The sequence below is a fragment of the Saccharopolyspora sp. NPDC045839 genome, assembly GCF_056431645.1.
Window position 1 is genome coordinate 108,677 of the sequence record NZ_JBWKKH010000009.1, and the last position, 26,817, is coordinate 135,493.

At 71.4% G+C, this 26,817-nt stretch carries 22 protein-coding genes; 18 read left to right on the top strand and 4 right to left on the bottom strand.

Features of this window, described 5'->3' with window-relative positions:
- Positions 1-30: 30 nt before the first annotated feature.
- From AC07EQ_RS15375 to AC07EQ_RS15395, 5 genes are all read left to right on the top strand, one after another.
- Positions 31-1,053 (top strand): alpha/beta fold hydrolase, encoded by a 1,023-nt coding sequence (locus AC07EQ_RS15375; RefSeq protein ID WP_478388581.1) that lies wholly within the window; start codon positions 31-33, stop codon positions 1,051-1,053.
- A 97-nt stretch (positions 1,054-1,150) separates the two neighbouring features.
- The gene (locus AC07EQ_RS15380; RefSeq protein WP_478388582.1) at positions 1,151-2,212 is read left to right on the top strand and encodes a DUF3152 domain-containing protein; all 1,062 of its coding nucleotides are present in this window, start codon (positions 1,151-1,153) and stop codon (positions 2,210-2,212) included.
- 181 nt (positions 2,213-2,393) lie between these two features.
- The gene (gene moeZ / locus AC07EQ_RS15385; RefSeq protein ID WP_363815001.1) at positions 2,394-3,566 is read left to right on the top strand and encodes an adenylyltransferase/sulfurtransferase MoeZ; all 1,173 of its coding nucleotides are present in this window, start codon (positions 2,394-2,396) and stop codon (positions 3,564-3,566) included.
- A gap of 147 nt (positions 3,567-3,713) precedes the next feature.
- The gene (locus AC07EQ_RS15390; RefSeq protein ID WP_132483250.1) at positions 3,714-4,511 is read left to right on the top strand and encodes a TIGR02569 family protein; all 798 of its coding nucleotides are present in this window, start codon (positions 3,714-3,716) and stop codon (positions 4,509-4,511) included.
- A gap of 43 nt (positions 4,512-4,554) precedes the next feature.
- Positions 4,555-5,376, top strand: a complete 822-nt coding sequence (locus AC07EQ_RS15395) for a uroporphyrinogen-III synthase (RefSeq protein ID WP_478388583.1) — start codon at positions 4,555-4,557, stop codon at positions 5,374-5,376.
- Positions 5,377-5,447: 71 nt separating this feature from the next.
- On the opposite strand, the gene AC07EQ_RS15400 is transcribed toward AC07EQ_RS15395, so the two are convergent.
- Both AC07EQ_RS15400 and AC07EQ_RS15405 read right to left on the bottom strand, forming a co-directional pair.
- Positions 5,448-5,735, bottom strand: a complete 288-nt coding sequence (locus tag AC07EQ_RS15400) for an MGMT family protein (RefSeq protein ID WP_132483254.1) — start codon at positions 5,733-5,735, stop codon at positions 5,448-5,450.
- A 162-nt stretch (positions 5,736-5,897) separates the two neighbouring features.
- Positions 5,898-6,884: a chitinase gene (locus tag AC07EQ_RS15405; protein ID WP_478388584.1), complete on the bottom strand. Its 987-nt coding sequence runs from the start codon at positions 6,882-6,884 to the stop codon at positions 5,898-5,900.
- 199 nt (positions 6,885-7,083) lie between these two features.
- Between AC07EQ_RS15405 and AC07EQ_RS15410 the strand changes: the two genes are divergently transcribed.
- From AC07EQ_RS15410 to AC07EQ_RS15420, 3 genes are all read left to right on the top strand, one after another.
- The gene (locus tag AC07EQ_RS15410; RefSeq protein ID WP_478388585.1) at positions 7,084-10,254 is read left to right on the top strand and encodes an ATP-dependent helicase; all 3,171 of its coding nucleotides are present in this window, start codon (positions 7,084-7,086) and stop codon (positions 10,252-10,254) included.
- Between the two features lie 28 nt (positions 10,255-10,282).
- Complete coding sequence (locus AC07EQ_RS15415) at positions 10,283-13,564, top strand: ATP-dependent helicase (protein WP_478388586.1); 3,282 nt, start codon at positions 10,283-10,285, stop codon at positions 13,562-13,564.
- Between the two features lie 178 nt (positions 13,565-13,742).
- Positions 13,743-14,351, top strand: a complete 609-nt coding sequence (locus tag AC07EQ_RS15420) for a hypothetical protein (protein WP_235883438.1) — start codon at positions 13,743-13,745, stop codon at positions 14,349-14,351.
- Between the two features lie 246 nt (positions 14,352-14,597).
- On the opposite strand, the gene AC07EQ_RS15425 is transcribed toward AC07EQ_RS15420, so the two are convergent.
- Positions 14,598-15,125 carry a hypothetical protein gene (locus AC07EQ_RS15425; protein ID WP_478388587.1) on the bottom strand — a complete coding sequence of 176 codons (528 nt, stop codon included), beginning with the start codon at positions 15,123-15,125 and terminating at the stop codon, positions 14,598-14,600.
- 290 nt (positions 15,126-15,415) lie between these two features.
- Between AC07EQ_RS15425 and AC07EQ_RS15430 the strand changes: the two genes are divergently transcribed.
- Complete coding sequence (locus AC07EQ_RS15430; protein WP_478388726.1) at positions 15,416-16,408, top strand: potassium channel family protein; 993 nt, start codon at positions 15,416-15,418, stop codon at positions 16,406-16,408.
- Positions 16,409-16,534: 126 nt separating this feature from the next.
- Positions 16,535-16,954: a hypothetical protein gene (locus AC07EQ_RS15435; RefSeq protein ID WP_478388588.1), complete on the top strand. Its 420-nt coding sequence runs from the start codon at positions 16,535-16,537 to the stop codon at positions 16,952-16,954.
- A gap of 6 nt (positions 16,955-16,960) precedes the next feature.
- On the opposite strand, the gene AC07EQ_RS15440 is transcribed toward AC07EQ_RS15435, so the two are convergent.
- Positions 16,961-18,046, bottom strand: coding sequence for a neutral zinc metallopeptidase (locus tag AC07EQ_RS15440; protein ID WP_478388589.1), 1,086 nt, complete (start codon positions 18,044-18,046; stop codon positions 16,961-16,963).
- A 386-nt stretch (positions 18,047-18,432) separates the two neighbouring features.
- On the opposite strand from AC07EQ_RS15440, the gene AC07EQ_RS15445 reads away from it, so the two are divergent.
- The 8 genes from AC07EQ_RS15445 (at position 18,433) to AC07EQ_RS15480 (ending at position 26,813) form a co-directional block, all read left to right on the top strand.
- A complete protein-coding gene (locus AC07EQ_RS15445) occupies positions 18,433-20,055 on the top strand; it encodes a DUF2207 domain-containing protein (protein WP_478388590.1) in 1,623 nt (540 codons plus the stop codon).
- A gap of 98 nt (positions 20,056-20,153) precedes the next feature.
- Positions 20,154-20,531, top strand: a complete 378-nt coding sequence (locus tag AC07EQ_RS15450; protein WP_478388591.1) for a DUF3558 family protein — start codon at positions 20,154-20,156, stop codon at positions 20,529-20,531.
- A 225-nt stretch (positions 20,532-20,756) separates the two neighbouring features.
- Entirely contained in the window at positions 20,757-21,170 is a 414-nt protein-coding gene (locus AC07EQ_RS15455; RefSeq protein ID WP_478388592.1) for a hypothetical protein, read from the top strand.
- Positions 21,167-21,703: a DUF3558 family protein gene (locus AC07EQ_RS15460; protein ID WP_478388593.1), complete on the top strand. Its 537-nt coding sequence runs from the start codon at positions 21,167-21,169 to the stop codon at positions 21,701-21,703. Before AC07EQ_RS15455 ends, AC07EQ_RS15460 begins: the two co-directional genes overlap by 4 nt.
- Positions 21,704-21,719: 16 nt before the next feature.
- Entirely contained in the window at positions 21,720-23,072 is a 1,353-nt protein-coding gene (locus AC07EQ_RS15465; RefSeq protein ID WP_478388594.1) for a PPE domain-containing protein, read from the top strand.
- A 117-nt stretch (positions 23,073-23,189) separates the two neighbouring features.
- The gene (locus AC07EQ_RS15470; RefSeq protein ID WP_478388595.1) at positions 23,190-23,975 is read left to right on the top strand and encodes an ESX secretion-associated protein EspG; all 786 of its coding nucleotides are present in this window, start codon (positions 23,190-23,192) and stop codon (positions 23,973-23,975) included.
- 145 nt (positions 23,976-24,120) lie between these two features.
- Positions 24,121-25,449 carry a M16 family metallopeptidase gene (locus tag AC07EQ_RS15475; RefSeq protein WP_478388596.1) on the top strand — a complete coding sequence of 443 codons (1,329 nt, stop codon included), beginning with the start codon at positions 24,121-24,123 and terminating at the stop codon, positions 25,447-25,449.
- Positions 25,446-26,813 (top strand): M16 family metallopeptidase, encoded by a 1,368-nt coding sequence (locus tag AC07EQ_RS15480; RefSeq protein WP_478388597.1) that lies wholly within the window; start codon positions 25,446-25,448, stop codon positions 26,811-26,813. Before AC07EQ_RS15475 ends, AC07EQ_RS15480 begins: the two co-directional genes overlap by 4 nt.
- The last annotated feature ends 4 nt before the right edge of the window (positions 26,814-26,817 follow it).

Sequence of the window (26,817 nt, forward strand, 5' to 3'; positions counted from 1 at the left end):
CGGGCTCAGGCGGGCAGCCATGCTGTGGGTGTGACCACGACTACGTCCGCCGCTCCGCCGCGCCGGCGTTCCCGGCTAGGCCGATCAGACCTGACGTGGGTACCGCTGGTGGCCGATGGCGTGCCGCCGATCGACCTTGCGGCGAAACCGCCGCCGGGGCGGCACGCCGAGCTGACCACCCGCTCGGGCCCGCTGCGGCTGCACCTGCGGGAGACGCCGGGGCCGTCGCCGCTGGCACCGACGGCGGTGCACCTGCACGGGCTGGCCGGCTCGTCGACGAACTGGACCGATCTGGCCGGCCTGCTCGCCGGCCGGATGCGCAGCATCGCGCTGGACCTGCCCGGTTTCGGGCATTCCGAGCCGCCGCCGGGGTACGCCTTCACCCGCCAGGCGAACGCGGACGTGGTGATCCGGTTCCTGGAGCAGCTCGACGCCGGGCCGGTGCACCTGTCCGGGAACTCCTTCGGCGCCGCGGTGGCCATCGAGGTGGCGGCGCTGCGGCCGGACCTGGTCGCGTCGCTGGTGCTGATCTCGCCGGCCATGCCCGACCTGCGGCTGGATCCGCGGCGGCTCTCCGATCCGCGGATCGCGGTGGCGATGGTGCCGGTCCTCGGCAACCGCACGCGTCGCGAGCTGGCGATGGTGCCGCCGGCGGCCCGGGCCGAGCAGCTGCTGCGGCTGTGCTTCGCCGAGCCGGACGCGGTGCCGCCGCACCGGCTCGCCGAGGCGGTCGCGGAGTTCGAGGAGCGCAGCCGGCTGTCGTGGTCCGGCCCGGCGCTGGGCCGGACCACCGTGGAGCTGCTGCGCTCCTGGCTCGTCCCGCCCGCGCGGTCGCTGTGGCGACGGCTGCCCGAGGTCGTCGCTCCGTCGCTGGTCGTGTGGGGTAGCGCCGACCGGGTCGTGACCGTTCGCAAGGCGCCGCGAACCGCGATGCTGCTGCCGCGCGGCAGGCTCCTCGTGCTGCCACGAACGGGCCACGTTGCCCAGATGGAGCGGCCGCGCGTGGTCGCCCGCGCGTTCCTCGGGTTGGTGCAGGCCGGCTCCCGGTGGTGACCGGTTCGCATTGCTCCGAGTGGCCTCAGATGTTGCGGTCACTCGGAGTGGCCGGTGGTTGCTCAAGGTGCCGGAGGGCCTGTGGCACGCTTAGAGCGTGAATCGTCCGCCGCAGCGATCTCGTGCCTCCGCGTCCGACCGCCGACCGGCGGGGCGGACGAGCACTCGCACGGGCTCTGGGGAACGTCGCCGCGGCGAGCCGCTGGCCGCCTCCTGGAATCCCGTCTCCGAGCCGGCGCCGGAGCCCGAGGACTTCGACGACGCGGACGAGCGCGACGATGACGTGCGCTCCCGGCGGCGCCGCCCGGGAGTCCACGCGCGTTACGGCTGGAGGGTCTACGCGCTGCCGCTGCTGATCGCGATCAGCGCGCTCGTCGTGTTCCAGACCGTCCGGCCCTCCGGGGACGGTTCGGCCACCGAGCTGCTCGACCCGATCGCCTCGGACGAACCGGCCGAGCCGATCGTCACCGAGGCGCCACCGGGCCAGACCTTCAACCCCGCGCTGTTCTCCGCCGACCTGCCGCCCGGCGGGCCGATCCCGGAGACCGGCGCACGCACGTTCCAGGTGCTGCCCGGGACGTCCGAGGTGATCGGGGCGGGCCGGCTCTACCGGTACAGCGTCGAGATCGAGGTCGGCGTCCAGATCGGCAACCCGAACGTCGAGTTCGGCAACCTGGTGCAGGCCACGCTGTCCGATCCGCGCAGCTGGACCAACCCGCAGGGCGGCGGGATCTCGCTGCAGCGCGTGGACGCCGGCGGCCCGCGGCCGGACTTCCGGGTCATCCTGGTCAGCCAGCAGACCGCGCGCGAGGCCTGCGACTACAGCAACGGCGTGCCCTACGACAGCTCCTGCCGCAAGGGCGACATGGTCTACCTCAACGCCGCCCGCTGGGTGCGCGGCGCGGTGTCGTTCGAGGGCGACATCGGCAACTACCAGCGCTACGCGATCAACCACGAGGTCGGGCACGTCTTCGGCAACAAGCACGTCGGCTGCCCGGCGCAGGGCGGGCTGGCGCCGGTGATGATGCAGCAGTCGTTCAGCGTGTCCAACAACGAGCTGCACGAGCTGAACAGGATCGCCGACCAGGGCACCGAGATCCCCGCCGACGGCTTCGTCTGCAAGTACAACGCCTGGCCGTTCCCGACCGCCGGTGCCTGAGCTGATCTTCGCGGGCCTTTTCGTCCCGGATCGTGGGAGTAGTTTGGGTTGCGGAAGCCCATCGGGGAGTCTTGCGTTGCAGATTCCGTGAGGCCCTGTTCGGGTGCCCTTCGGGGACGCTCGAGGTGCCGCTGCCAAGCTCCGAGAGCAGCGGGCACCGACCATTGAGGAGGAGCTGGGAATGTCCGGCGCATCGTCGCTGCCGCCGCTGGTCGAACCGGCGTCGGAGCTGACCAAGGAAGAGGTCGCGCGCTACAGCCGCCACCTGATCATCCCGGACGTGGGGATGGACGGGCAGAAGCGGCTGAAGAACGCCAAGGTGCTGGTGGTCGGCGCCGGCGGACTCGGCAGCCCGGCGCTGCTGTACCTGGCCGCGGCCGGGGTCGGCACGCTCGGCATCGTGGAGTTCGACGAGGTCGACGAGTCGAACCTGCACCGCCAGGTCATCCACGGGCAGTCCGACCTCGGGCGGCCCAAGGCGGAATCGGCCCGCGACTCGATCGCCGAGATCAACCCGTTCGTCAAGGTGAACCTGCACCAGACGCACCTGACGTCGGAGAACGCGCTCGACATCTTCCGCGACTACGACCTGATCCTGGACGGCACGGACAACTTCGCCACCCGCTACCTGGTTAACGACGCCGCGGTGCTGCTCGGCAAGCCGTACGTGTGGGGGTCGATCTTCCGCTTCGAGGGCCAGGCCAGCGTCTTCTGGGCGGAGCGCGGCCCGAACTACCGCGACCTGTACCCCGAGCCGCCGCCGCCCGGCATGGTGCCGTCCTGCGCCGAGGGCGGCGTGCTGGGCGTGCTGTGCGCGTCGATCGGCTCGATCATGGTCAACGAGGCCATCAAGCTGATCACCGGCATCGGCGAGACCCTGCTGGGCCGCCTGATGATCTACGACGCGCTGGAGATGAGCTACCGCACGGTCAAGATCCGCAAGGACCCGAACGCCACGCCGATCACCGAGCTGATCGACTACGAGGCGTTCTGCGGCGTGCTCTCCGGCGACGCCCAGCAGGCGGCGGTGAACAGCACGATCACCCCGCGCGAGCTCAAGGACATGTTCGACCGGGGCGAGAAGTTCGAGCTGATCGACGTCCGGGAGCCGCACGAGTACGAGATCGTCAAGATCGAGGGCTCGAAGCTGATCCCGAAGGACCGCATCCTCTCCGGCGAGGCGCTGTCCGAGCTGCCGCAGGACCGCAAGATCGTCCTGCACTGCAAGTCCGGCGGGCGTTCGGCGGAGGCGCTGGCGGCGCTGCACAAGGCGGGATTCTCCGACGCGGTGCACGTCGGCGGCGGTGTGCTCGGCTGGGCCAACCAGGTCGACCCGAGCCTGCCGACGTACTAGGTCGAACCCCGAACCCGCTCCGCACCGAGGTGCGGGGCGGGTTCGTCGTCCGAAAAGACACCACGGTAGTCGCGAAATCGCGGGATCGGATGCGGCGCGCGGAGAGCCTGCTACGGAAATCGCGATCACTTAGGTAGCGTCTCGCCCGTGACCCATACGCCGGAGCCGCCACCGCCGCACGTGCGCGCGGCCTTCGGCGCGCGCGTCGAAGAACCCGAGCCGCTGGACGGCGCGGTCGCCTGGCGGTGCGGCGAGATAGTGCTCAAGCCGGCCGCCAACACCGCCGAGGCCGCTTGGGTGGCGCAGACGCTGGACCTGCTGGAACCCGACGACGTGCGGGTATCCCGCCCGGTGCGCTCCACCGACGGTCGCTGGGTGGTGTCCGGCTGGTCGGCCAGCCGGAACCTCGAAGGCCAGGCCGAGCCGCGGCACGACGACGTCGTGGCCATGTCGCTGCGGCTGCACTCGGCGAGCCGGTTCCTGGCCCGGCCGCGGTTCTTGCAGGCGCGGCAGGACATCTACGCGCTGGCCGACCGGATGGCCTGGGGCGAAGAGGAGTACGTGCTGCCGCAGGAGAAGGGCGGTCGGCTCTACGACGTGCTCGCCGGGTCGCGGCGGGAGGTCGACCTCCGCCCGCAGGTGGTGCACGGCGACCTGTTCGGCAACGTGCTGTTCGCCGAGGACGTGGCGCCCGGCATCATCGACTTCAACCCGTACTGGCGGCCCGCCGAGTGGGCCGCGGCGGTGGCGGTGATCGACGCCCTGGCGTGGGGCGGGGCCGATCCGGCCATCGTGGAGCGCTGGTCGCACCTTTCGGAGTGGCCGCAGGCCCTGCTGCGGGCCCTGCTGTTCCGGCTCTCGGTGCACGCGCTGCACCCGCGCTCGTCGTCGCAGACCCTGACGGGCCTGGAACGCGCTTCCCAGATGGTCCTCGAAGTCCTCTGACCGGTTGCCCTGCCCGGCGCCGGGGTTGTGTGACGATTGGGCGGTGCAGGGAGTGTTGAGCGGCTTCACCGTCGGCGTGACGGCGGAACGCAAGGCCGCCGAGATCGGGTCGTTGTTCAGCCGCCGCGGTGCTCGCGTGCTCTTCGGGGCGGCGATGCACACGGTGCCGCTGCCCGAGGACGGCGAGCTGACCGTGGCGACCGAGGAAGTCCTCGCGGCGCCGGTCGACTACGCGGTGGCGGTCACCGGTGTCGGGTTCCGGGGCTGGATCGAGGCGGCGCAGCACACCGGCATCGGTGACCGGCTGCTGGCGCACCTGCGTTCGGCCGAGGTCCTGGCGCGGGGTGCGAAGGGTCGCGGCGCGGTGCGCGGTGCCGGGTTGGTCGAGTCCTGGACATCGCCGTCGGAGGAGTCCGCGGAGGTCTTGGAGCACCTGCTGGCGCGCGATCTCGCCGGGAAGCGGGTCGTGCTCCAGGTGCACGGCGATCCGATGCTGCGGTTCCGCGAAGCGTTGCAGGCGGCAGGGGCGGAGGTCGTGCCGGTGACCGTCTACCGGTGGACGGATCCGGTGGACCTGCCCGCATTGGACCGGTTGATCGACGCGGTGCTGCGGGGCGAGGTGGATGCGCTGCCGTTCACCAGCGCGCCGGCCGCCACCAACCTGCTGGCCCGCGCGGACCGCACCGGGCACGGCGAGGAGTTCCGGGAAGCGTTGCGCGACAAGGTGTTCGTCGCCTGCGTCGGTCCGGTCACGGCGGCGCCGATCGACGCGGCGGGCCTGCCGTACGCGATGCCGGACCGCGCCCGCACCGCATCGCTGGTGCGGCTCGTCGCGGACGAACTCCCGAGGCGCGCCGCGCGCTGACCATCCACAGGGGCCGTCTCGGTGGGCGGGCGGTTGCCGGCTCCGGAATCGCGAGAGGCCGGCTGGATTCGTCAGGCGCCCCAGCGGTATCGGCGCATGTCGATGCGGGCTCCGTCGGCGAGGACGCCTTCGGCCCGCAGGAGTTCCAGCTGCCGGCGGCGCAGGTGGTCGGCGACCGTGCCGTTGGAGCGCAGGACGCGGTGCCACGGCAGGTCGCCGCCGTCCTCGGCGAGGATGCGGCCCACCAGGCGCGCCGAGCGGAGGCCGGCGAGTTCGGCGACGTCTCCGTAGGACAGCACCGATCCGGGCGGGATCGACGCCACCACGGCCCGCACCTGCTCCACGGTCTCCTCGTCCACGAGCCAGAAGGTACTCCAAGCGCACTGCCGCGGAACACCCGCACACCGAACGCGCTGAGGCACCGTTTCCGCTGGTAGATGCTCGTGAGCGCTTTGGAGCGCTAGAGCACTCCAAAACGCTCACGAGACCTGATCAGCGAGAACGGTGCCTCAGCTCCGGTATCAGCCCTGGAAGCCGGCGACGATCTTGGTGAAGTCCCACGGCTGCTGGTCGATGCCGCCGCAGGAGTCCGAGGGCCCGCCGCCGTTGCACGGGCGGTCCCGGTTGAGCGCCCAGAAGGTGAAGCGGCCGAGGCCCTTCTCCTTGGCGTAGTCGGCCATCTTCTGGAACGCGGCCTGGTCGACGGTCTCGCCGACGTCGGTCTTGCCGTTCATCGACGAGATGCCCGCGTGCGCGTAGGCCTCCGCGTCGCTGTAGCCGAAGGTGCTCTTGAGCACCTCCTTCAGGCCCTCGGTGGACTGGATCGTGTCGGCCGCCATGTCCGAACCGCCGAAGTTGAACGGCATCTGCGTCCACACGTCGACGTTCGCGCCGATCTCGTTGGCCTTGCCGATCATTCGCTTGCCCACGTCGTTCGGGCCGCTGGCCAGCGTCGGGAAGGTGACCACCGTCTGCACGCCGGGGTTGGTCTCCTTGACGATCTTCAGCGCCTCCAGCACCCGGTCCTGCACGGCCGGGGTCTCGAACTCGCTGGCCTCGATGTCGACGTCGATGGCCTTGAGCCCGAAGGCGTCGATCACCTTCTGGTAGGCGCCGGCCAGCGACTGGGCGTCCTGGCAGAACTCGCCGAGCTTGTTGCCGGCCCAGCCGCCGATGGACGGGACGACGTCGCCGCCGGCGGCCCGGATCTCGTCGATGACGGCCTTGTCGGCGTCGAGCGGGCGGTTGCCGTCCCAGGCCGGGTTGCAGCCGCCGTCGGAGAGGATGAAGGCCAAGGTGAAGTCCTTGATCCCGGTAGCGCTCATCACCTCGCTGGGCTTGGGCGGGTTGCCCCAGCCCATGTAGAGGTAGGGCGATGCGGCGACCGGTGCCGCTGCGCTGGTCGAGGCCGGGGCCGAGGTCTCCGCGCTGAGTGCGGGCGCCGCGCCGATGGTCAGAGCACCGGCGACCGCGGCGCAGCCGAGCAGGGCTTTGCGGACTTTGCTCACGGTTCCTCCTTCGGGGGAGTTGATCGCGCTCGGGGCGCGCTTTCGCAGGTCACAGCCGGGGAGGCGCTGTGACGATCAGCACACTGCCAGAGGGCGAAATTGGTTCATACCACCAAAAGGTTCTGTTAATTCCTCGTTGAGCTGCGCCTACCAGCGAGCCCTGCGCGACCTTGTCGTCGGCGCGTGATTCCATCGATGCGTGCCATCCCCGACCGCGCCCGTACTCGTGCGCCGAGCCGAACCCGCTCGGCGGCGGACGGTCTGGGACACCGCCGGGCAGCGGGCGCTGGCGCACCGCGACGGCCTCCTGCGGATCCTGGGCGGGCCCGGGACCGGCAAGAGCACGCTGATCGCGCAGCTCGCCGCCGAGCGCATCCGCGACCGCGGGGTGTCGCCGGAGAACGTCCTGGTGCTGACCGGCAGCCGGCGCGCGGCGGCCTGGATGCGCACCGAGATCACCCGGCTGCTAACCGGTTCCACGGACGACCTGCGGACCGCGCCCGAACCGCTGGTGCGGACCGTCCACTCGTACGCATTCGCGGTGCTGCGGCTGCAGGCCGTGCGCGAGCAGCTACCGCCCCCGCAGCTGCTCAACGGCCCGGACCAGGACGCGCTGGTGCGCGACCTGCTGGCCGGGGACGTCGAGGGCGGCGCCCGGGACTGGCCCGAGACGCTGCGCCCGGCGCTGACCGTTCCCGGGTTCGCCGAGGAACTGCGCGATCTGCTGCTGCGGGCCGCCGAGCGCGGCGTGGGCCCCGAGCGGCTGGTGAACCTCGGCCGGCGGCACAACCGTCCCGAGTGGATCGCCGCCGGCCGGTTCGCCCGGCAGTACGAGCAGGTCACGCTGCTGCGCGGAGCGGGCGGCGCGCAGGCTCCCGCGCTGGACGCCGCGGAGCTGGTCGGCTCGGCGCTGCTGGCGTTCGACACCGATCCCGGGCTGCTGGCGGCCGAGCAGGACCGCGTGCGCTACGTCCTCGTCGACGACGCGCAGCACCTCGACCCGCAGCAGTACTGGCTGACCCGGCGGCTCGGCGACACGGCCGTCGAGTTCGTGCTGGCCGGAGACCCGGACCAGGCGGTGTACTCCTTCCGGGGCGCCGATCCGCGCTGCCTGCTGGACGCCGACCCGGACGGCACGAACACCGAGGTGCTCACCGTCGACCACCGGATGTCCAAGGCCGTCCGGGAGGCCGTGCAGCGGCTGGCCGCGCGGCTGCCCGGCGCGGGCCCGCAGCGCGAACTCGTGGAGCCCGAGAACGGTCGCAGCGGTTCGGTCCAGGTGCGGTTGCTGGCCACGGAGGCCCAGGAGGCCGCGTGGGTGGCCGACCAGCTCCGCCGGGCGCACCTGCTCGACGAGATCGCCTGGTCGGACATGGCCGTCGTGGTCCGCTCGACCGGCCTGTCGCTCCCGGTGCTGCGCCGCGCCTTGCTGGCGGCCGGCGTGCCGATCGCGCTGCCGATCGACGACCTGCCGCTGGCGCAGCGCACCGCGGTCCGCCCGCTGCTGACGCTGCTGCGCTGCGCTGCGCGCCCCCAGGCGCTCGACCCGGACGCTGCCGCTGAGCTGCTCGCCTCGCCGCTCGGCGGCGCCGACCCGCTCGCGCTGCGGCGGCTGCGTCGCGGGCTCCGCCGCCTGGAGCTCGCCGCCGGAGGTAGCCGGGCCAGCGGTGAGCTGCTGGTGGAGGTGCTGCAGGACGACGACCGGCTCGCCGCGCTCGAAGACTCCGCCGCGGCACCGGCCCGCCGCCTCGCGGGACTGCTGCGCACCGCGGCCGACTCCGTCGCCGCCGGGCACACCGTCGAGGACACGTTGTGGCGAGTGTGGAAGGCCAGCGGCCTGGAGAAGCGGTGGGTGGCGCAGGCCGAGCGGCACGGCGCGGCCGGCGCGCAGGCCGATCGCGACCTCGACGCCGTGGTGTCGTTGTTCGACGCTGCCGCCCAGTTCGTCGACCGGCTGCCGGGCGCGGACGTCGCCGGTTTCGCGGATTACCTGACCAGCCAGCAGATCGCGGGCAGCTCGCTGGCGCCGACCGCGCCCCGGGACAACGCGGTGTCGGTGCTGACCGCGCACGCCGCGAGCGGCCGGGAGTGGGAGGTCGTGGCGATTCCCGGTGTGCAGGAAGGGATTTGGCCCGACCTGCGGCTGCGCGGCTCGCTGCTCGGCGTGGAGCGGCTGGTCGACGTGCTGTCCGGAGTGGACGCCGAGCGGGTGTCGGCGACAGCCCCGCTGCTGGCCGAGGAACGGCGGCTGCTGCTGGTGGCGGCGAGCCGGGCGCGGCGGAACCTGCTGGTCAGCGCCGTGCGCGGCGAAGACGAGCAGCCGTCGCGGTTCCTCGACGAGCTGGAGGGCGTGGTCAGCGACCCGGACGCGGTGGAGCGACCGATCGCCCGCCCGGAGCGCGGCTTGGCGCTCGGCGACCTCGTCGGCGAGCTGCGCCGGGTGGTGTGCGACGCGGAAGCGGAGCCGGCGCGGCGGCAGCGGGCGGCGGCGCAGCTCGCGCGGCTGGCCAACGCCGGGGTGCCGGGCGCCAGCCCGGACGCCTGGTACGGGCTGCCGGAGAGCTCCACCGCGGAGCCGCTGGTGACCGGCGACGATCCGGTCAAGGTGTCACCGTCCACTGTGGAGATCCTGGCCAAGTGCCCGCTGCGCTGGCTGGTCGAGCGGCACGGCGGCCAGGACACCGCCGAGCTCGCCGCCGTCACCGGCACCCTCGTGCACGCGCTCGTGCAGGCCGCGGCGGACGGCGCGGACACCGCGCAGCTGCACAAAGCCCTGGACGACGCCTGGGAATCCGTGGACGCCGGCGCACCGTGGTTCTCTCGCAAGGAGCGCACGCGCGTGGAGAAGATGCTCGACGCGTTCGTGACGTGGCTGGTGGAATCGCGGGCCGAGCTCACCCAGATCGGCGTGGAGAAGGACCTGGACGTGACGGTCCCGGGCCGGGAGAGCGGGCCGTGGCTGCGGTTGCGCGGCCGCGTGGACCGGCTGGAGGTCGATGCCGGCGGCCGCCCCGTGGTGGTCGACGTCAAGACCGGGAAGACGCCGGTCAGCAAGGGCGATGCCGAGGAACACCCGCAGCTGGCGGTGTACCAGCTGGCCGCCGCGCTGGGCGCGTTCGGGGACAACGACGGGCCCGGCGGGGCGCGGCTGCTGTACGTCGCGAAGGCCGACCGGAAGGGCGCGGCCACCGAACGCGCCCAGCCGGCCCTGGACGCCGAGCGGATCGAGGTGTGGCTCGACGTGGTGCACAACGCCGCCGCGTCCAGCCTGGGGCCGGCCTACGTGGCCAGCGAGAACTCCGACTGCGCGCGGTGCCCGGCGCGCACCTGCTGTCCCGTCCACCCGGCCGGAAGACAGGTCGCGCAGTGATCGGGTACTGCTTCTACGGGGGCCGCGCATGAACGGCCGGCCACCCGCGAACCAGCCGGGGCCCGCGGCCATCAGTCCACATCGGATCGCGCAGGCGCTCGGGTTGCACCCGCCGACCCCGGAGCAGGCCGCGGTGATCGCTGCGCCCGCCGAACCGGCACTGGTCGTGGCGGGTGCGGGCGCGGGGAAGACCGAGACGATGGCCGCCCGCGTGGTGTGGCTGGTCGCCAACCGGCTGGTTACGCCGGAACGCGTCCTCGGCCTGACGTTCACCCGCAAGGCCGCGCGGCAGCTCGCCGACCGGGTGCGCGCCCGGCTGCGCCGGCTCGCCGGATCGGGACTGCTCGACGAGGTCGATCCGGGCGGGCAGCTGCGCTCCACGGTGCTCACCGAAGAGCCCACGGTGCTGACCTACCACGCCTACGCGGGGCGGCTCGTCGGCGAGCACGGCCTGCGGGTGCCGGTCGAGCCGGGCGCGCGGCTGCTGACCGAGACCGCGTCCTGGCAGCTCGCGCACAGCGTGGTCGCGACCTGGACCGAGGACATCGACACCGACAAGGTCCCGTCCACGGTCACCGGCTACCTGCTTTCGCTGGCCGGTGAGCTCGCCGAGCACCTGGTGCGCCCGGACGACCTGCGGGCGCACGCCGAGAAGGTCTGCCACGCGGTGGAGAACGCGCCGCGCGCCAAGGGCCAGCGCGCGAACCTGCCGCAGGACCTGGTGAAAGTCGTTGCCGCGCAACGCTTGCGGGTGGCGATGCTGCCGCTGGTCGAGGAGTACGCGCAGCGCAAGCGGCGCGAAGGCGCGATGGACTTCGCCGACCAGATGTCGCTGGCCGCACTGCTCGCCGCCGAGCATCCCGAAGTCGTCGACGGGGAACGCGCCCGCTACGGCGCCGTCCTGCTGGACGAGTACCAGGACACCGGCCACGCACAACGGGTGCTGCTGCGCTCGCTGTTCGGCCGTGACCGCCCGTTGCCGGTCACGGCCGTCGGCGACCCGGCGCAGGCCATCTACGGCTGGCGCGGCGCGAGCGCGGCGAACCTCCCGCGCTTCACCACCGACTTCCCGCGCATCGACGACGGCCGCAAGGCCCCGGCGCACCGGTACGGGCTGCTGACGAGCTTCCGCAACCCGGCAGAGGTCCTGCACGTCGCCAACGCGGTCTCGGAACCGCTGCGCAAGACCGGGCTGGAAGTCGACGAACTGCGCGCCAGGGACGGCGCCGATCCCGGCGACATCCGGTTGGCGCTGAGCGAACACGTGCGGGCCGAACGCGACTGGGTCGCCGACCAGGTCACCGCGCAGTGGCAGGCGGCGCTGGACGAAACGGGCCGGCCGCCGACCGCTGCGGTGCTGGTGAGACGCCGCGCCGACATGTCCGACATCGCGGCGGCGCTGCGGGAACGCGGCCTGCCGGTCGAGGTCGTCGGGCTCGGCGGGCTGCTCGACGAGCCCGAGGTCCGCGACCTCGTGAGCGCCCTGCGGCTGCTGGTCGACCCGCTCGCCGGGACGGCCGCGATGCGGCTGCTCACCGGCTCGCGCTGGCGCCTGGGAGCGGCCGATATCGCAGCGCTGTGGGACCGCGCGAGGGAGCTCGGGACGCAGGCGTTCGGGGAGCCCGAATCCTCCGACCCGTCCGCTGTGGTCACCGCGGCGTTGCCGGGTGAGAACGCCGAGCAGGCCGGCCTCGTCGACGCGCTCGACGATCCCGGTGCCGCGAAGCCCTACTCCGGCGACGGCTACCGGCGCATCCGGCGCCTGGGCGGCGAACTCGCCGCGTTGCGGCGCCGCCTGGACCAGCCGTTGCCGGAGCTCGTCGCCGACGTCGAGCGGACGCTGTTGCTGGACATCGAGAGCATGGCGCGACCCGTCGGCGCGGGCCGCATCCACCTCGACGCGTTCGCCGACGCCGTCACCGATTTCGCGACCGCTAGCCCGTCGGCCACGCTGCACGCGCTGCTGGACTACCTGGAAGCGGCCGAACGAGCCGAGGACGGCCTGGAACCCGGCGAGGTCGAAGTCGCCGAGGACCGGGTCCAGGTGCTCACCGTGCACGCCGCCAAGGGCCTGGAGTGGCAGGTCGTCGCCGTGCCGCACCTGGTAAACGACGTCTTCCCCGGCAAGCGGAAGTCCTCGTCGTGGCTGCGGTCGGCCACCGAACTGCCCGCCGAACTCCGCGGCGATGCCCAGGACCTGCCCCGGCTGGACGTCGAGCGGCTGTTCGGGCTGGACCGCAAGGAGGTCACCGAGGCGCTCGGCATCCACGACGAGGAGTTCGAGGAGCGCCGGCTCGCCGAGGAGCGGCGGCTGCTCTACGTCGCGGTGACGCGTTCGGAGCGGACGTTGCTGCTGTCCGGGCACTGGTGGGGCGAGAACGGCGACCGGCCGAAGGGGCCGTCGGACTTCCTGCGGCAGCTGGCCGAGGTGCTGGGCGAGGCCGGGGCCGGGGTCGTCGACCTGTGGACGCCGGAACCCGATGAGGGCGCGACGAACCCGCTCGCCGACGCCGTGCGCTGCGCGGAGTGGCCGGTCGATCCGCTGGGGCCGCGCCGCGTCGCGGTGGCCGAAGGCGCGGAGCTCGTGCGGGCCGCGATGTCCACTGCGGATGATTCAGAGCCGGAGGACGACGAGGACGGCTGGGCGCGGGACGTCGACGTGCTGCTGGCCGAGCGCGCCGCGGCCGCACAGCGGCGGGAGCAGGTGCGGCTGCCGGACCACCTGTCGGTGAGCCAACTCGTCGAACTCGCCAAGGATTCCGACACCCTAGCCCGGCGGCTGCGCCGCCCGCTGCCGTTCCCGCCGAACCCGATGACCCGCCGGGGCACCGCGTTCCACGCCTGGCTGGAGCACCGGTTCACCTCGACCGCGCTGCTGGACTTCGACGAACTGCCCGGCGCCGCCGACGAATCCGCGCCGGTGCACGAGGAGCTCGCCGACCTGCAGCAGGCGTTCCTGGCCGGCTCCTGGGCCGACCGCACGCCGCACCGCGTCGAGGTGCCCTTCGAGACCCAGGTCGAGGGCGTGGTGCTGCGCGGCCGGATGGACGCGGTGTTCGCCGACGCCGACGGCGGCTGGACGGTGCTGGACTGGAAGACCGGCGCGGTGCCGGGCGGCGACCAGATCCCGGCGCTGTCGGTGCAGCTCGCGGCGTACCGGCTGGCCTGGGCGGAGCTCTCCGGCACGCCGCTGTCGAAGGTCCGCGCGGCGTTCCACTACGTCCGCCACGACTACACGCTCCGCCCCGCCGACCTCCTCGACGCCAACGGCCTCCGGAACCTCATCACCTCGGTGCCCTCGGCGCAGTGACCGTTCGGCCTGGTCAGGGCCCGTGCGCACTTTGTGTCGCTATAGCAGCCCAAAATGCTCACGTGCACTGACCTGCGGAGATGTCGGCGTCACCGGGGTCGCGCCCGGCGCCCGGATCAGTACACGTTCGGGTGGCGGAGCTTGAGATCGCGGTTCGCGGCGGATGACTATGCCCGCGATGAACACGGACTGGAAGCTCAACACGCCACCGGAATCCGAAGTGAACGTCGACGCCGACGTCCTGGCGATGCGCGCCCCGCTGGTGCGGGTGCACCGGAACGACGAAGGCACCTGGTCCTTCGACGGCCCGGGCCGCAACCCGCGGCCGTCGAAGAAGACGATGCTCAGCGCCGTCGTCGGGGCCTGGCCGCACGTCGCCGCACTGTCCGATTTGGACACCGGTGGTGCTGCGGTGTGGTCGTGGAAGCAGCACGGCTGGGCCAGCGAGTTCAAGTGCGAGTGCGGCAGCTGCGACCAGCCGGTCGCCGCCGACATCGACCGCAACAGCTGGCCGAGCGAACTGCAGCCGCACAGCATCCTCAGCGTCGAGCAGGCCGCCCTGTCCGGCCAGGCGCCGCTGACCGACATCATCTCCACACCCGGTGGCATCGCGCTGCTGGGCCCGGGCGACCACCGGCGCTCGGCCGACTTGATGACGCCGGTCGCGCTGGCGAACGTGATCCGCCGCTGGCCGCACACGATGCAGGCCCTGCGCGCCCTGAAGGAAGGCCGCGGCATGCGCTGGAACCCGCAGCAGCTCAACTGGCACGAATACGTCCTGGCGTAGGTTCGCGGCATTTGGCCGAGGGCCGCCACGTAGGAGTGGTTCCGGTGCCGTTTTCGCGCGAAACCGGCGCCCGCCACGCGTGCGGAGCGCCGTTTTCGCGCGAAAACGCCGGCTTCACCCGATCCGGGCTGGCGCCTTAGGGGCTAGCGGAGTCCCCGTGCGGAGGAGGCGTCTGAGAGCCCGCGGCGGCGCCGTTGGCATGGTGAGAGGAGAAAGCGGCTACCGCCGCTTGCCTGACGTCTGCGCTCAGGCGTTCTCGGTGAGCTGGGGGAGTTCGAGGAGCCGCGAGTAGAGGACCTCCAGCAGCCAACGGCCGAACATCGACGAACCGAACTCCGCGGTCCGGTCCTCCGGCGTGACCACCAGCTCGGCCGGGCCCTCGAAACCGGCGTTGACCACGCCCACGCCGTAGTAGTCCAGCTCCAGCATCCGCAACGGCTTGTACTTGGAGCCCTGGGGCAGCACGACTGCGCACGGCGCCAACGTCAGCAACGTCCCGCACGCCCGCAGCGCATGGCGGGCGCGGGACACCGGCACCAGCAGCCCGAGTAGATCGACCGCGGCCACCGGCACCTGGTCGTGCGTGCAGGGCTCGGACCAGGACCGGAACCAGGCCGGGTTGAGCTCCGGCCCCCAGCCGTGAAGACTGCGCCACTCGTGGACGTCGCGCCTGATCCGCGCCACGGCGGCGAACCGCGCACCGAGGACCTCGACGTCCGTGATCAGCTGGCCGTCCCATCCCAGGGCGCGCGCCGCGTGCTGAAGCTGCTGCACCGCTGCATGGTAAGCCGCGGCACCGTGAAGTCCAGACCAGGTCTTCCGGCCTGCAGGAGAACTCGTCGCCGAACTGCCGGTGCCGGATCGCACCCGGCGTGCGGTCAAGGGTTACTGTTCTGCGCCGTGAGTGGTGAGAACGCGCTTCCGAGTCGCGTGGCAGGAGCCGGAGGGCACGGGTCATGACGCGGCGCAGTCCCAAGCGGCTGGCGCACCCCTTCATCGGTGGCCGCACCGACGAGGAGGAGCTGACCAGCCGGCCCGACCACGCGCTGGTGGGCGTGATCCGGATGCCGGGCAGCACGATCAGCCCGGTCCGCTCCATCATCCGCCGGATCATCGGCGCGATGCTCGCGCTGACCGCCACGGTGCTCATCGTGTACTTCGGCCGGGACGGCTACCGGGATTCCGCGGGCGGCGAGCTGGACCTGCTGGACGCCGTCTACTACGCGACGGTGTCGCTGTCCACCACCGGCTACGGCGACATCACCCCGGTCACCTCGCAGGCCAGGCTGGTGAACGTGCTGGTCATCACGCCGCTGCGGGTGCTGTTCCTGATCGTGCTGGTCGGTACCACACTGGAAGTGCTCACCGAGCGCTCTCGGCAGGCTTTCAAGATCCAACGCTGGAGGTCCAGGGTGCGCGACCACGTGGTCGTCATCGGATACGGAACCAAGGGCCGTTCGGCGGTCACCGCACTGCTCGGCGACGGCGCGGAGCCCGGGCGCATCGTGGTCGTCGACACCGACCAGCGATCGCTGGAAACCGCGTCCGCGCAAGGCCTGGTCACCGTCAACGGCTCGGGCACCCGCTCGGACGTGCTGCGCGTGGCGGGCGTGCCGCGGGCGCGGGCCATCGTGGTCGCCCCGGCCCGCGACGACACGGCCGTGCTGGTCACCCTGACCGCGCGGGAGCTCGCGCCGAAGGCGCAGATAGTCGCGGCGGTGCGGGAGGCCGAGAACGTGCACCTGCTGCGCCAGTCCGGCGCGGACTCGGTGGTGGTTTCCAGCGAGACGGCGGGCCGCCTGCTGGGCATGGCGACCTCGACGCCGTCGGTGGTGGAGATGTTCGAGGACCTGCTGACGCCGGACGTGGGCCTGGCGATCGCCGAGCGGGAGGTCGAACCGCAGGAGGTCGGCGGCTCGCCGCGGCACCTCCCGGACATCGTGCTCGGCGTGGTGCGCGACGGACAGCTCTACCGGGTGGACGCCCCGGAAGCCGACGCGATCGAGGCCGGTGACCGGCTGCTCTACGTCAAGAAGGTGACACCCGCGGACGCCTAGCGACCCGGCGATTTCGCGCGAAATCGCCGGGCCCGACGCGGCACCGAACCCGGCGAACCGGGCGTGATCCCGCGATTGCCCCGAGTGACGGTCGGCACCGTGCGGCTTTCTGCCAATATCGGTGTCGTGGGAAGGCAACGAGGTTCGGCGTCGGTGGCGCCGATCCTGCTTGTCCTCGGAACGCTCGGGGTCGCGGTGGCGGCGGTGACGCTGTGGCCGTTGGTGACGGAGGCCGGGCAGGCGGTGCGGTCGGCGACGGCGACGGTCATCGAGTCGCGCCCGTGCGGCGCCGCGTCGGCGCGAGACCTAGTCGAGGTCCGGATCGACGGCGTGGTGCGGCGAGCGCCGTTCGACGGCTGCGGCCACGCCCCCGGCCAGCAGCTGCCGGTGCAGGTGCCCGCCGACCCGGGCGAGGACTTCGTGGTCCGCCCGGCGCGATCGACCGACTCCGAGCTGAAAGGCCAGGTGCAGCGCGCCAACTGGATCCTGCTGACCCTCGCCGCGGTCGCCGGCGGCGGCTACGGGCTGATGCTCCGCCGGTACTGAGCCCCGTCAGTCGACGTCGGAGGCCGCCGCCAGCCAGGTGTTGCACTCCGTGATCCGGTTCTTCCGGAACCCCTGCTCCACCCAAGCGGCGTTGGTCGACGTGCTGCCGTGGTCGCGCACGTTGGTGTGCTCGTCGCCGCGATCGGAGGAGTCCTCCAGCGCGGGGAAGATGAAGTCGTTGCTGACACCGCCGTTCTGCAACGCCGCCAGCGTCATGCCCTCGAAGCAGGTCGCCTGCAGCTCGGAGCGCCGGGTCAGTTCCAGCCCGGCCGACGTGGAGCTGCCGCCCGCGTCGTAGGACGCGTCGCCGTAGGCGCTGTTGATCCCGGTCATGCCCTGCAGCGCGTGGCCGAACTCGTGCGCGAACTGGCCGAGGTACACGCCGGCGTTGGTGCGCTGCTCGACCTGGGCGTAGTAGCGCGCGGTCATGTAGATCGTGTGGTTGCCGGGGCAGTACATCGCGGTCTGGTTCCACCGCCGCGTCCCGCAGGGCGTTTCGATGTTGTCCCCGGTGGTGATCACGGTGGGCGTCCGGACCGGCAGGTCGGCGTTCTCCAGCGCCGGGGCCCACGCCTCCATCAGGCAGGGCAGCGCGGCCTGGTAGAAGCGGTCCTGCGAGGTGACGTCCGTGCTGAAGCGGGGCAGGTTGCACGAGGTGTTCATCGCGCCGTTGCCCGGGATGTTGAGCGGGTGGTCGCCCAGCGCCGAGACCGGTTTGACCTCGTCGTCGTTGCCGCTGGTCGACGTGGACGTCTCGGATTCCTCGCTGCTGCTGGTCGTCGTGCCGGTGGAGGTCTCGGTCTCGCTGGAATTCGTCGCCGTCGAGCGGCTGCTGGTGCTGCTGTAGTCCGAAGCCCGGCTCGAGGTGATCGAGGCGGCCATCGCGCCGACGGTGCCGACGCCGAGCAGGGCCACGCCGACCAGCACCAGCGCGACGATGACACCGGTGTTGCTCTTGCGCTGCGGCGGCCGCATGTGCGGCACCGGCTGCGGCGGGCGTTGCGGTGCCAACCGCACGGTCGTCTGCGGCGGCAACGGGCGCGCGGCCGGCGGTGGTGCGATCCGGCGGGTCGGCTGGTCGAAGATCGGCACTCCCTGCTGCGGGCGCAGGGGTTGCGTGCCGGGCGGAGGTAGCGGGGGACGGCGTTGCGGCGGCTGCGGCCGGGGGACCGGGCCTTGTGGCGGCCGGGGACCCCGACCATGTGGCGGTTGGGGACTCGGACCTTGTGGCGGCCGGGGAGCCGGACGCTGTTGCCCGCCGCGCGGGCCCTGCGGTGGCCAGGGCTGGCGGGGTGGCTGCGGGCCGCGTGGTGGCGGGGGCGGCTGCGTCATGCGGTCTTCCTCGCGGAGTGTCGAATGTGGACTGTTGGTCCAGGTTCGGCTGGCCGCCACCGAGCAGTCATTTCCCCCCGACTTCCTCACCATCAATCGCACCGTTGCGGACCAGAGCTTAGCCACGGGCGACTATCGTTCGGGCCGTGTTGACCAAACGGGGGCTGGTGGTCGCCCTGACCGGACTGCTGTTGGGCGCACCGAGCACGGCGGCGGCGCAGGAGCAACCGGTGGATGCGCTGCCCGGCACGGTTTCCAGCAGCGTGAATCTCAAGCTGCAGCGCGACGGCCTGGTCTCGGTCACCGAGCGGATCAACGTTCCCGCAGGTCAACAAGTCGAGCGCACGATGCCGCTGCGGCAGTCCGCGGGGCCTGGGGCGGACCGGGTCTTCACGGTCTCCGACGCATTAGTCGACGGTGGCGGCGCGATCCAGGCCGAGGCCGACAAGCTGCATCTGACGCTGCAGCCCGGGGTTTCGACGCTGACGTACTCGGTTCGCGGTGCCGTGGCCGACGCCGGTGACCGGCAGGACGTCCGCTGGCAGGTGTCCGGTGGCTGGAACGTGCCGGTGGACCGCGTCGAGGTGTCGCTGCTGTCGCCGAAGGTGCCGCAGGAGATCATGTGCTTGGCGGGCCCGTTGGGCAGCGCGAACCGCTGCGCCCAGTTCGAGATCACCCACACCCAGTCGATGCACGCGGTGACCTACGGCCTGCAGCCCGGTGACCGGATGGACCTCACGTTCAAGGTCCCGGCGGGCACGGTGCCGGCGAACGCCGTGACCGAGCAGTACTTCAGCCTGGCGCGGGCGTTCTCGCTGACGCCGGCGACGGCGGCCGGCCTGGCCGCGATCGGCCTGCTGCTGATCGGCGGCCTCGGTCTCGTCTGGTTCGCCCGCGGCCGGGACGTGCACGCGTTCGCGGCGGACGTGGGCCAGGTCGAGGTGCTGATGACCGATTCCCAAGGTGCGGTCGCGTTCGCGTCCCCGGACGGCGTGCTGCCGGGCCAGATCGGCACGGTCATCGACGAGCGGGTGGACCCGGTCGACGTGACGGCGACGATCATCGACCTGGCGGTCCGCAACTACCTGTGGATCGAGGAACTCCCCGGCCAGGACTGGCGAATCGTCCGGCTGAACCCGGCCGACGACTCGCTGCGGCCGTTCGAGCGAGCGGTCTACGACCTCCTCGTGGGGCAGGCGCAAGAGGTGCGGCTGTCCCAATTGCGAGACCTCGACGCGAGCGAGGTCCGCGCGGCGCTGTACGCGGAGGTCGTGGAGAAGGAGTGGTTCGCGCGACGCCCGGACGCCGACCGGAACCGCTTCTGGTGGACGGGCCTCGGCGTGATCATCGGCGGAGCGGCGCTGACGGCGGTACTGGCGCTGACGACCTCAGCAGCACTGCTGGGGATCGCCGTGCTGATCGGCGGCATCGCGATGATGTTCAGCGCACGCCTGATGCCGGCGCGAACGCGACGAGGCAGCGCGCTCGTGGTGCAGGTGAGAGGCCTGCGCGGCTACCTGCACGAGGCCGCGGCGGAGTCCCTGCCGGAGCAGGACCGCGAGACGGTGTTCTCCCGATCGCTGCCGTACGCGGTGGTCCTGGAAGAAACGGACCGCTGGCTAGCGGAGTTCGCGGAACTGAACCCGGGAGCAGACGGAACCCAGAGCCTCTACTGGTACGGAACCCCGAACGAAACCCCCAACCTCCAGAACTTCCGGCAAAACTTCCCGGTACTGGTGGAGAAGCTGAACGAAACCGTCAAGCGCTAACTCACTCGCGTAACCTGTGCCGACCGACGTACTCGGCACACCACGCCCGCTCGCCGGCGGCCACGACCCGCGCGACGGTCAAGCCTCGCCGGCTTCCGGTGTGCTGCGCTGCGGAGCTGAGTTCGTGGGGCCTGCTGACGCAAGGCAAGGAGTTCTCGCCGGTGAGCTTCGAGCCGGGGTGTCGTTGGCCGGGCCAGCAGATGTCGCTCACTTTCCAGAAGAACGTGGACCAGACCGTGACGTCCTTTGAAAAGGGCGGAAACTGGGAGCGGCACGACAAGAAGACGATCGGCGGGCGTTCTGCCGCCGTGGCGAACGTTCCTGGCGGCGGGAGCACGGGCGGTTGCAACGTGCTTGTCGACGCTGGAGGCGGAGTCGTGATCTATGGGGTCTCCGGGCGCCTCGCCGACTCGGTCGATGCGTGTGGCGAAGCAGAGAAGATCGTCGGCCCATCGGCTTCGCGGCTGCCGGAATGATCAACAGGTCGAAAGTCGCATGCGGTTCCGGGCTCGGCCTGAATGCTTCGTGCGATCGCTGTCTGCAATCGCTCGGTGCCGGATCGTGACAACCCCGTGACCTGCGGTTGAACGAGTGATGCCGGAGCTGCGTCAGGTTTGTCGGGAACCGTTACGGACGCCCCTGCGTCAGGTTAGAGTGTTCATCGTTTCCGGGGGAGATCGCAGAGTCCAGAGGGGTCTGGGATGACAAGCGCAGACGCAAGTGGGTTCGCCGCAGCCAAAGAAGGGCTGAAGGCGATCAGCGGCCAGACGCAGTGGATCAACCAGCAGGTCGGCGCGGGCAAGCTGTCGCTAGACCCAGAGGTGGCCGAAAAAGCTGCCAAGCGCTGCGACGAGGAGAAGGACGAGCTGCAGAAGTTGCTGCGGCAGACTGACCAGATGACCCGTCTGCAGGGCCTTGGGAACTATCCGGACGGTCAGCAGCTGGCCCAGCGGTTCGTTGACAAGGCAGCCGATGGCAGCGCCGGTGCGGCCGCTTTGATCCGGCAGCTCATGGATGAGATCCAGAAGCAGGCGGACGCGTTTCGAGCTGCGGCGAAGGACTACCGTGCAACCGACGAGCAGATCTCCGCGGACTTCCAGCGAGGTATTCAGTGAGCACTCTCTCCCGAACCGTTGTCGTCACGGCAGCCGGAGTCGCGCTTCTCAGCCTTACCGCTTGTTCTGGCGGATCGCCGGGTCGAACGGGTGATGGCGAGCCAACGACCTCCGCTGCAGCGGCTCCGGGGCTTGAGAGCTTTGATGTCTGCAACTTCTTCACGCCTGGCGACCTCTCAGCCGCAGGAGTTGCAGGTCCGGGCGAGCCGGACAACACCCTGAAGTCCGAGCCGGGGTGCAACTACAAGGGTACGAAGATGGACCTCACGCTTTACAAGGTTCCGGACACGACGTTCGACAAGTACACAGCGCAGGGCAATTTCGCTGAAATCACGCCCTTCGAGATCAGTGGCCGGAAAGCGGCGACCGGTGTCACGACGGGTTCTCAAGGACAAGGAATCTGCTCGACGTTCCTTGACGCCGCTCAGGGCACGATCACCGTCACTGTGACAGGTGAGGATCGGGACTCCGTCGATGCGTGCGGCGAGTCCCGGAAGGTCGCTGAGCAGATCTCGTCGAGACTTCCGAAGTGATCAGGCAGGGGGAGTGATGGGACTTCTCAGTACCCTCGACAACGCGGGTTCCCGGGTCTTCGGCTGGGAGAGCGCTGCGGAAGAGGAGCGCAAGAAGCACGGCGAAGAGGCCAACCGCGTTGCCCAGCAGCAGCAGAGCCAGCTGGCGCAGCAGAACTCCGGCCTCAACGTCAACAGCTACGACTCGCCGGCGATCACGCAGTGCCTCAACTGGTCTGGCTTCAGCCATGGGCAGATCTACAAGACCAACCAGGAGTCGATCGACCAGGGCAAGGTCGGTGAGGTCGCCGAGGCGTGGAAGAAGCTCGCCACTGGCCTGCGCGAGCGCGGGAACAACTACGCCACGGACCTGGCCAAGATCGTTGACGGGGGTTGGGAAGGCGAGGCCGCGGGCAACGCTCGTGAGGTCGGCAAGCCTGCTTCCGACTGGATGAAGGCCAGTGCCGATGCCTTCGAGATGACCGGGAACAACCTGCACGCCGCGGGTGAGGCCGCCGGTCAGGCCAGCAAGATGGTCGAGAAGCCCCAGGGCTTCAGCTGGGGTGAGGCCGCTTCCGCTTCGATTCCGTTCGGGGTCGCCGGCGGTGGCATCAACGCGCTCAGCCAGATGGAAGAGCAGGAGGAGGCTGAGAAGGCCGCGCAGGAGACGATGGCGCGCGTCTACAGCCCCACGCTCACCCAGGTCGACGCCAAGATGCCGCAGTACAAGGGCCCCGACGGCAACACCAAGGAGCCTCCGCCGGTGCCCCCGCCGCCGCCCACGGACTGGGGCGGTGGCCCGGGCGGCGGTGGTCCCGGTGGTGGGCCCGGCGGCGGGATGCCGGGCGGTGGGCCCGGCAAGATCCCCGGCAGTGGAACCGGGATCCCCGGCGGTGGCATCCCCGGCGGCGGGATCGGCAGTGGATACGACTCCGGTGGCATCGGTAGCGGTATCCCCGGTGGCGGCTACACCACGCCGTCCGGAACCGGCAGCCAGTGGGCCGGTCAGCCCGGCCTTCCCGGCGGTGGCGGAACCGGGCTCCCCGGCGGTGGCGCCGGTGGTGGTCTCCCCGGCGGCGGCGCGGGCGGTGTCGGCATGGTCGGCGGCATGGGTGCCGGTGGTGCAGGCGCCGGTGGCATGGCCGCTGGTGGCCGGGCCGGTGTCGGTGGACTCGGCGCCGGGGCCGGTGCCGGCGCGGGTGCGGCCGGTGGAGCAGGTGCTCGAGGTGCCGGTGCCGGACGAGGCGCGATGGGCGGCATGGGTGGTGCCGGTCAGCGCGGCCAGGGCAGCGAGGACCAGGAGCACGAGCGTCCGTCCTGGCTCGAGGAGCAGGACGACATCTGGATGAACGACATGCCGAAGACCGCCCCGCCGGTGCTCGGCGAATGATCCGGTGCTGACCGGTGGTGCCGGGCTCGGCACCACCGGTCGGTCACGTTTGCAGCGGGCGAATTCACAAGGGGAGAAACGACAGTGGGCGTGTTGGGGCGGTGGCAGCTTCAGCCGGTGCACTTGGACATCGTGCTCAAGTACTTGAAGATCGACGGCTTGACCCTGCCGTTGAGCAGCCGTTCTTTCGGTTACACCGCCGATCAGTTCAGCCAGATCGCGATCGGTGAGCTGGACCGGATGGCCGCCGCCGGCGTCGTGATCAACGACGAGGTCGCGCCGCCGCTGGTCGCCGCGCTCAAGACGCTGGCCAACCCGTTCTTGTGGGTCGACTCGCTGTGGTTCCCGCAGGTCGGCTCCGATCACTGCTGGCGGGCGCTCGCGGTGTTCACCGAAGGCAACCGGGTCGTGCTCGGCGTGCAGACGCCGAGCGAGGATCCGCAGCGCGGCGGCATGCTGACCGTCGAGGTTCACGAGAAAGCCCCGCTGCCGCAGGTCCTGCTGGCCACGTTGCCGCCCACCAAGCCGGGCGGTCAGGGGCCGGTTCGCGTCCCGCAGAGCTCGCTGGTGCAGCAGGCTCCGCCCGACGACTTCGACCAGAGCAGCATGATGCAGTCGGCCACCCCGAACCGCGGCAGCAGCGGCGACCAGCAGGTCGCGCTCTACGAGGCGATCGGGAAGGCGCCGCACGCGCGCATCGGCCAGATCTCGGCGAGCACGCGCGACCAGTACGGCCGCCGGAAGCGTTCCCAGGTGGTGTCCTGGTTCGACAACGAGCCGGACGGCCGCTACCTGAACCGGGTCGAGCGCGGCAGCTCCGGCGGGCAGGTCTTCGCGATCCTGCCGGCCGACGCGCGCACGATCGGCGCCGAGATCGATTCCCTCATCGCCCAGGTCCGCTGACCGCGCCCGAACAGGCGGGGACCGCTCGACCGCTGCTGGATGCTGCGCGCCGGGATTTCGCCACCTACGCCGGGTGATCACGACACGCCGAAGAGTGGCGAAGGGGGCGCCCACGGCTTGACAGTCCGCACGTAGGCTGCATGGCATGGTCGAACCCCAGCTACATCGCGTTACTTTGCCCAATGGGCTGCGCGTGGTGTTGGCACCGGACTCGGCGGCGGGCCAAGCGTCGTCGGGCCAGGCCCCTGTGGTCGGTGTCAGCGTGCACTACGACGTGGGCTTCCGCTCGGAACCGGAAGGGCGCACCGGTTTCGCCCACCTCTTCGAGCATTTGATGTTCCAAGGCAGCGAGAGCTTGGAGAAGCTCGCGCACTTCCGGCACGTGCAGGGCTCCGGCGGCACCTTCAACGGTTCGACGCACCAGGACTACACCGACTACTACCAGGTGCTGCCGTCGGCGGCCCTGGAGCGGGCGTTGTTCCTCGAAGCGGACCGGATGCGGGCGCCGAAGATCACCGAGGAGAACCTGCGCAACCAGGTGGACGTGGTCAAGGAGGAGATCCGCCTCAACGTCCTCAACCGCCCCTACGGCGGCTTCCCGTGGATCTTGCTGCCGCCGGTGCTGTACTCGACCTTCGCCAACGCCCACAACGGCTACGGCGACTTCACCGACCTGGAACAGGCGACCGTCGAGGACTGCGCCGCGTTCTTCGACACGTACTACGCGCCGGGCAACGCGGTGCTGACCGTCAGCGGAGACCTCGACGTCGAGCACACCATCGATCTGATCAACAAGCACTTCGGCGACGTGCCGGCGCGCGACGTCGCGCCGCGGCCGTCGTTCGGCGAGCCGTTCCCGTCGGGCGAGCTGCGCGGCAAGCACACCGACCCGCACGCGCCGCTGCCCGCCGTCGCGCTGGGCTACCGCCTGCCCGACCCGGTCGGCGAGCTCGACGCCTACCTGGCGAACGTGGTGCTCGCGGCGATCTTGTCCGACGGCGACGCCGCCCGCCTGCAGCAGCGCCTGGTCTACCAGGACTCGCTGGTGGTGGACGTGCACGCCGGCTGCGGTCTGATGGGCTCCCCGCTGGACGCCCGCGATCCGGACACCTTCACCGTGACCGCGATCCACACGCCGGAGGTCGGCCTCGACCGGGTGATCGGAGCGGTCGACGAGGAGCTGGAGAAGCTGGCCGCCGACGGCCCCACCGAGGACGAGCTGTCCCGCGTCACGGCGCGCTGGGCCGCCAGCCTGTACCGGGGGCACGACCGGGTGGTCACCCGGACCCTCGACCTGGGCAGCGCCGAGTTGCTGCACGGCCGCGCGGAGCTGATCTCCGAGCTGCCGAAGCGGATCGGCGAGGTCCGCACGGAGGACGTCGCGGCGGCTGCGAAGGCGTTGCGGTCGGACGCGCGAGCGGTGCTGGAGATCGAACCCGCAGGTGACGAGAACGCGACAGGAGGTGCGGCATGACCCGCGCAACGCACCGCAGCGCCGAGGAGATCGGCCGCACCGAGCTCGGCCCGCGCCCGCTGCCGCCGCTCGGCGAGCCCCGCACCGGCCGCGCACCGGCCGTCGTGGACACCGTGCTGGACAACGGCCTGCGGGTGATCGCCGCCCGGCACGGCGTGGTCCCGATGGTCGAACTGCGCCTGCGGATCCCGTTCGCCGGCGAGGACCAGAAGCACCCGGCCCGCGCCGAGCTGCTGGCCGAGACGCTGCTGACCGGCACGGAGCGCCGCAACCGGGTGCAGGTGGACACCGACCTGGCCGCGGTGGGCGCCGACCTGAGCTCGGTCGTCGACCCGGAGCGGCTCAGCATCACCGGTGACGCGCTGGCCACCGGGCTGGACACCCTGCTCGACGTGCTCGCCGACGCGCTGACCGGCGCGGTGTACCGCGACGAGGAGGTCGAGGGGGAGCGCGCCCGGCTGGTCGAGCGGATCGCCGTCGCGCGATCGCAGCCGCGGGTGATCGCCCGCGAGGAGCTGCAGCGACACCGCTACGGCGACCACCCGTTCGTCCGCGAGGTGCCGGCGGCCGAGGACGTCGCCGAGGTCACCGCCGAGGAGGTCCGGGCCTTGCACCGCGAGTCGGTGCTGCCGCGCGGCTCGGTGCTGGTGCTGGTCGGCGACATCGACCCGGATCAGGCGGTGGCGGCCGTCGCGCGCAACCTGGCGGACTGGCAGTCCGAGGACAGCGCGCGCGAACTCCCGTCGTTGCCCGTGGTCCACGGTGGTGACGTGCGGCTGGTGCACCGGCCCGGCGCGGTGCAGTCGCAGCTGCGCTTCTCCGCGCAGGCGCTGCCGCGCACGGACCCGCAGTACCCGGCGCTGCAGGTCGCGAACCTGGTCTTCGGCGGCTACTTCTCCTCGCGGTTGGTGGAGAACATCCGCGAGGACAAGGGCTACACCTACGGCGCGCACTCGTCGTTCGAGTTCACCCGGGGCAACGGCACGGTCCTCGTCGACGCCGACACCGCCAGCGAGGTCACCGCGGCCGCGCTGCTGGAGACCCGGTACGAGCTGGCGAGGCTGGCGCTGGTGCCGCCGACCGAGTCGGAGGTGGAGTCTGCCCGGCAGTACGCCATCGGCAGCCTGCTCACCTCCACCGCTTCGCAGGCCGGGATGGCGTCCACACTCGCCGCGCTGGCCACGGCGGGGCTGGCGCAGGATTGGCTGGTCGCGCACCCCGAGCGGTTGCGGGCGGTCACCGTCGAGCAGGTGGCCGAGGCGGCCCGGTTGTTCGCGCCCACGTCCTTCACCGGAGTGGTCGTCGGCGACGCGGACAAGCTCGCCGACCAGCTGCGGCTGCTCGGGGGAGTGGTGCTGCCATGACTCG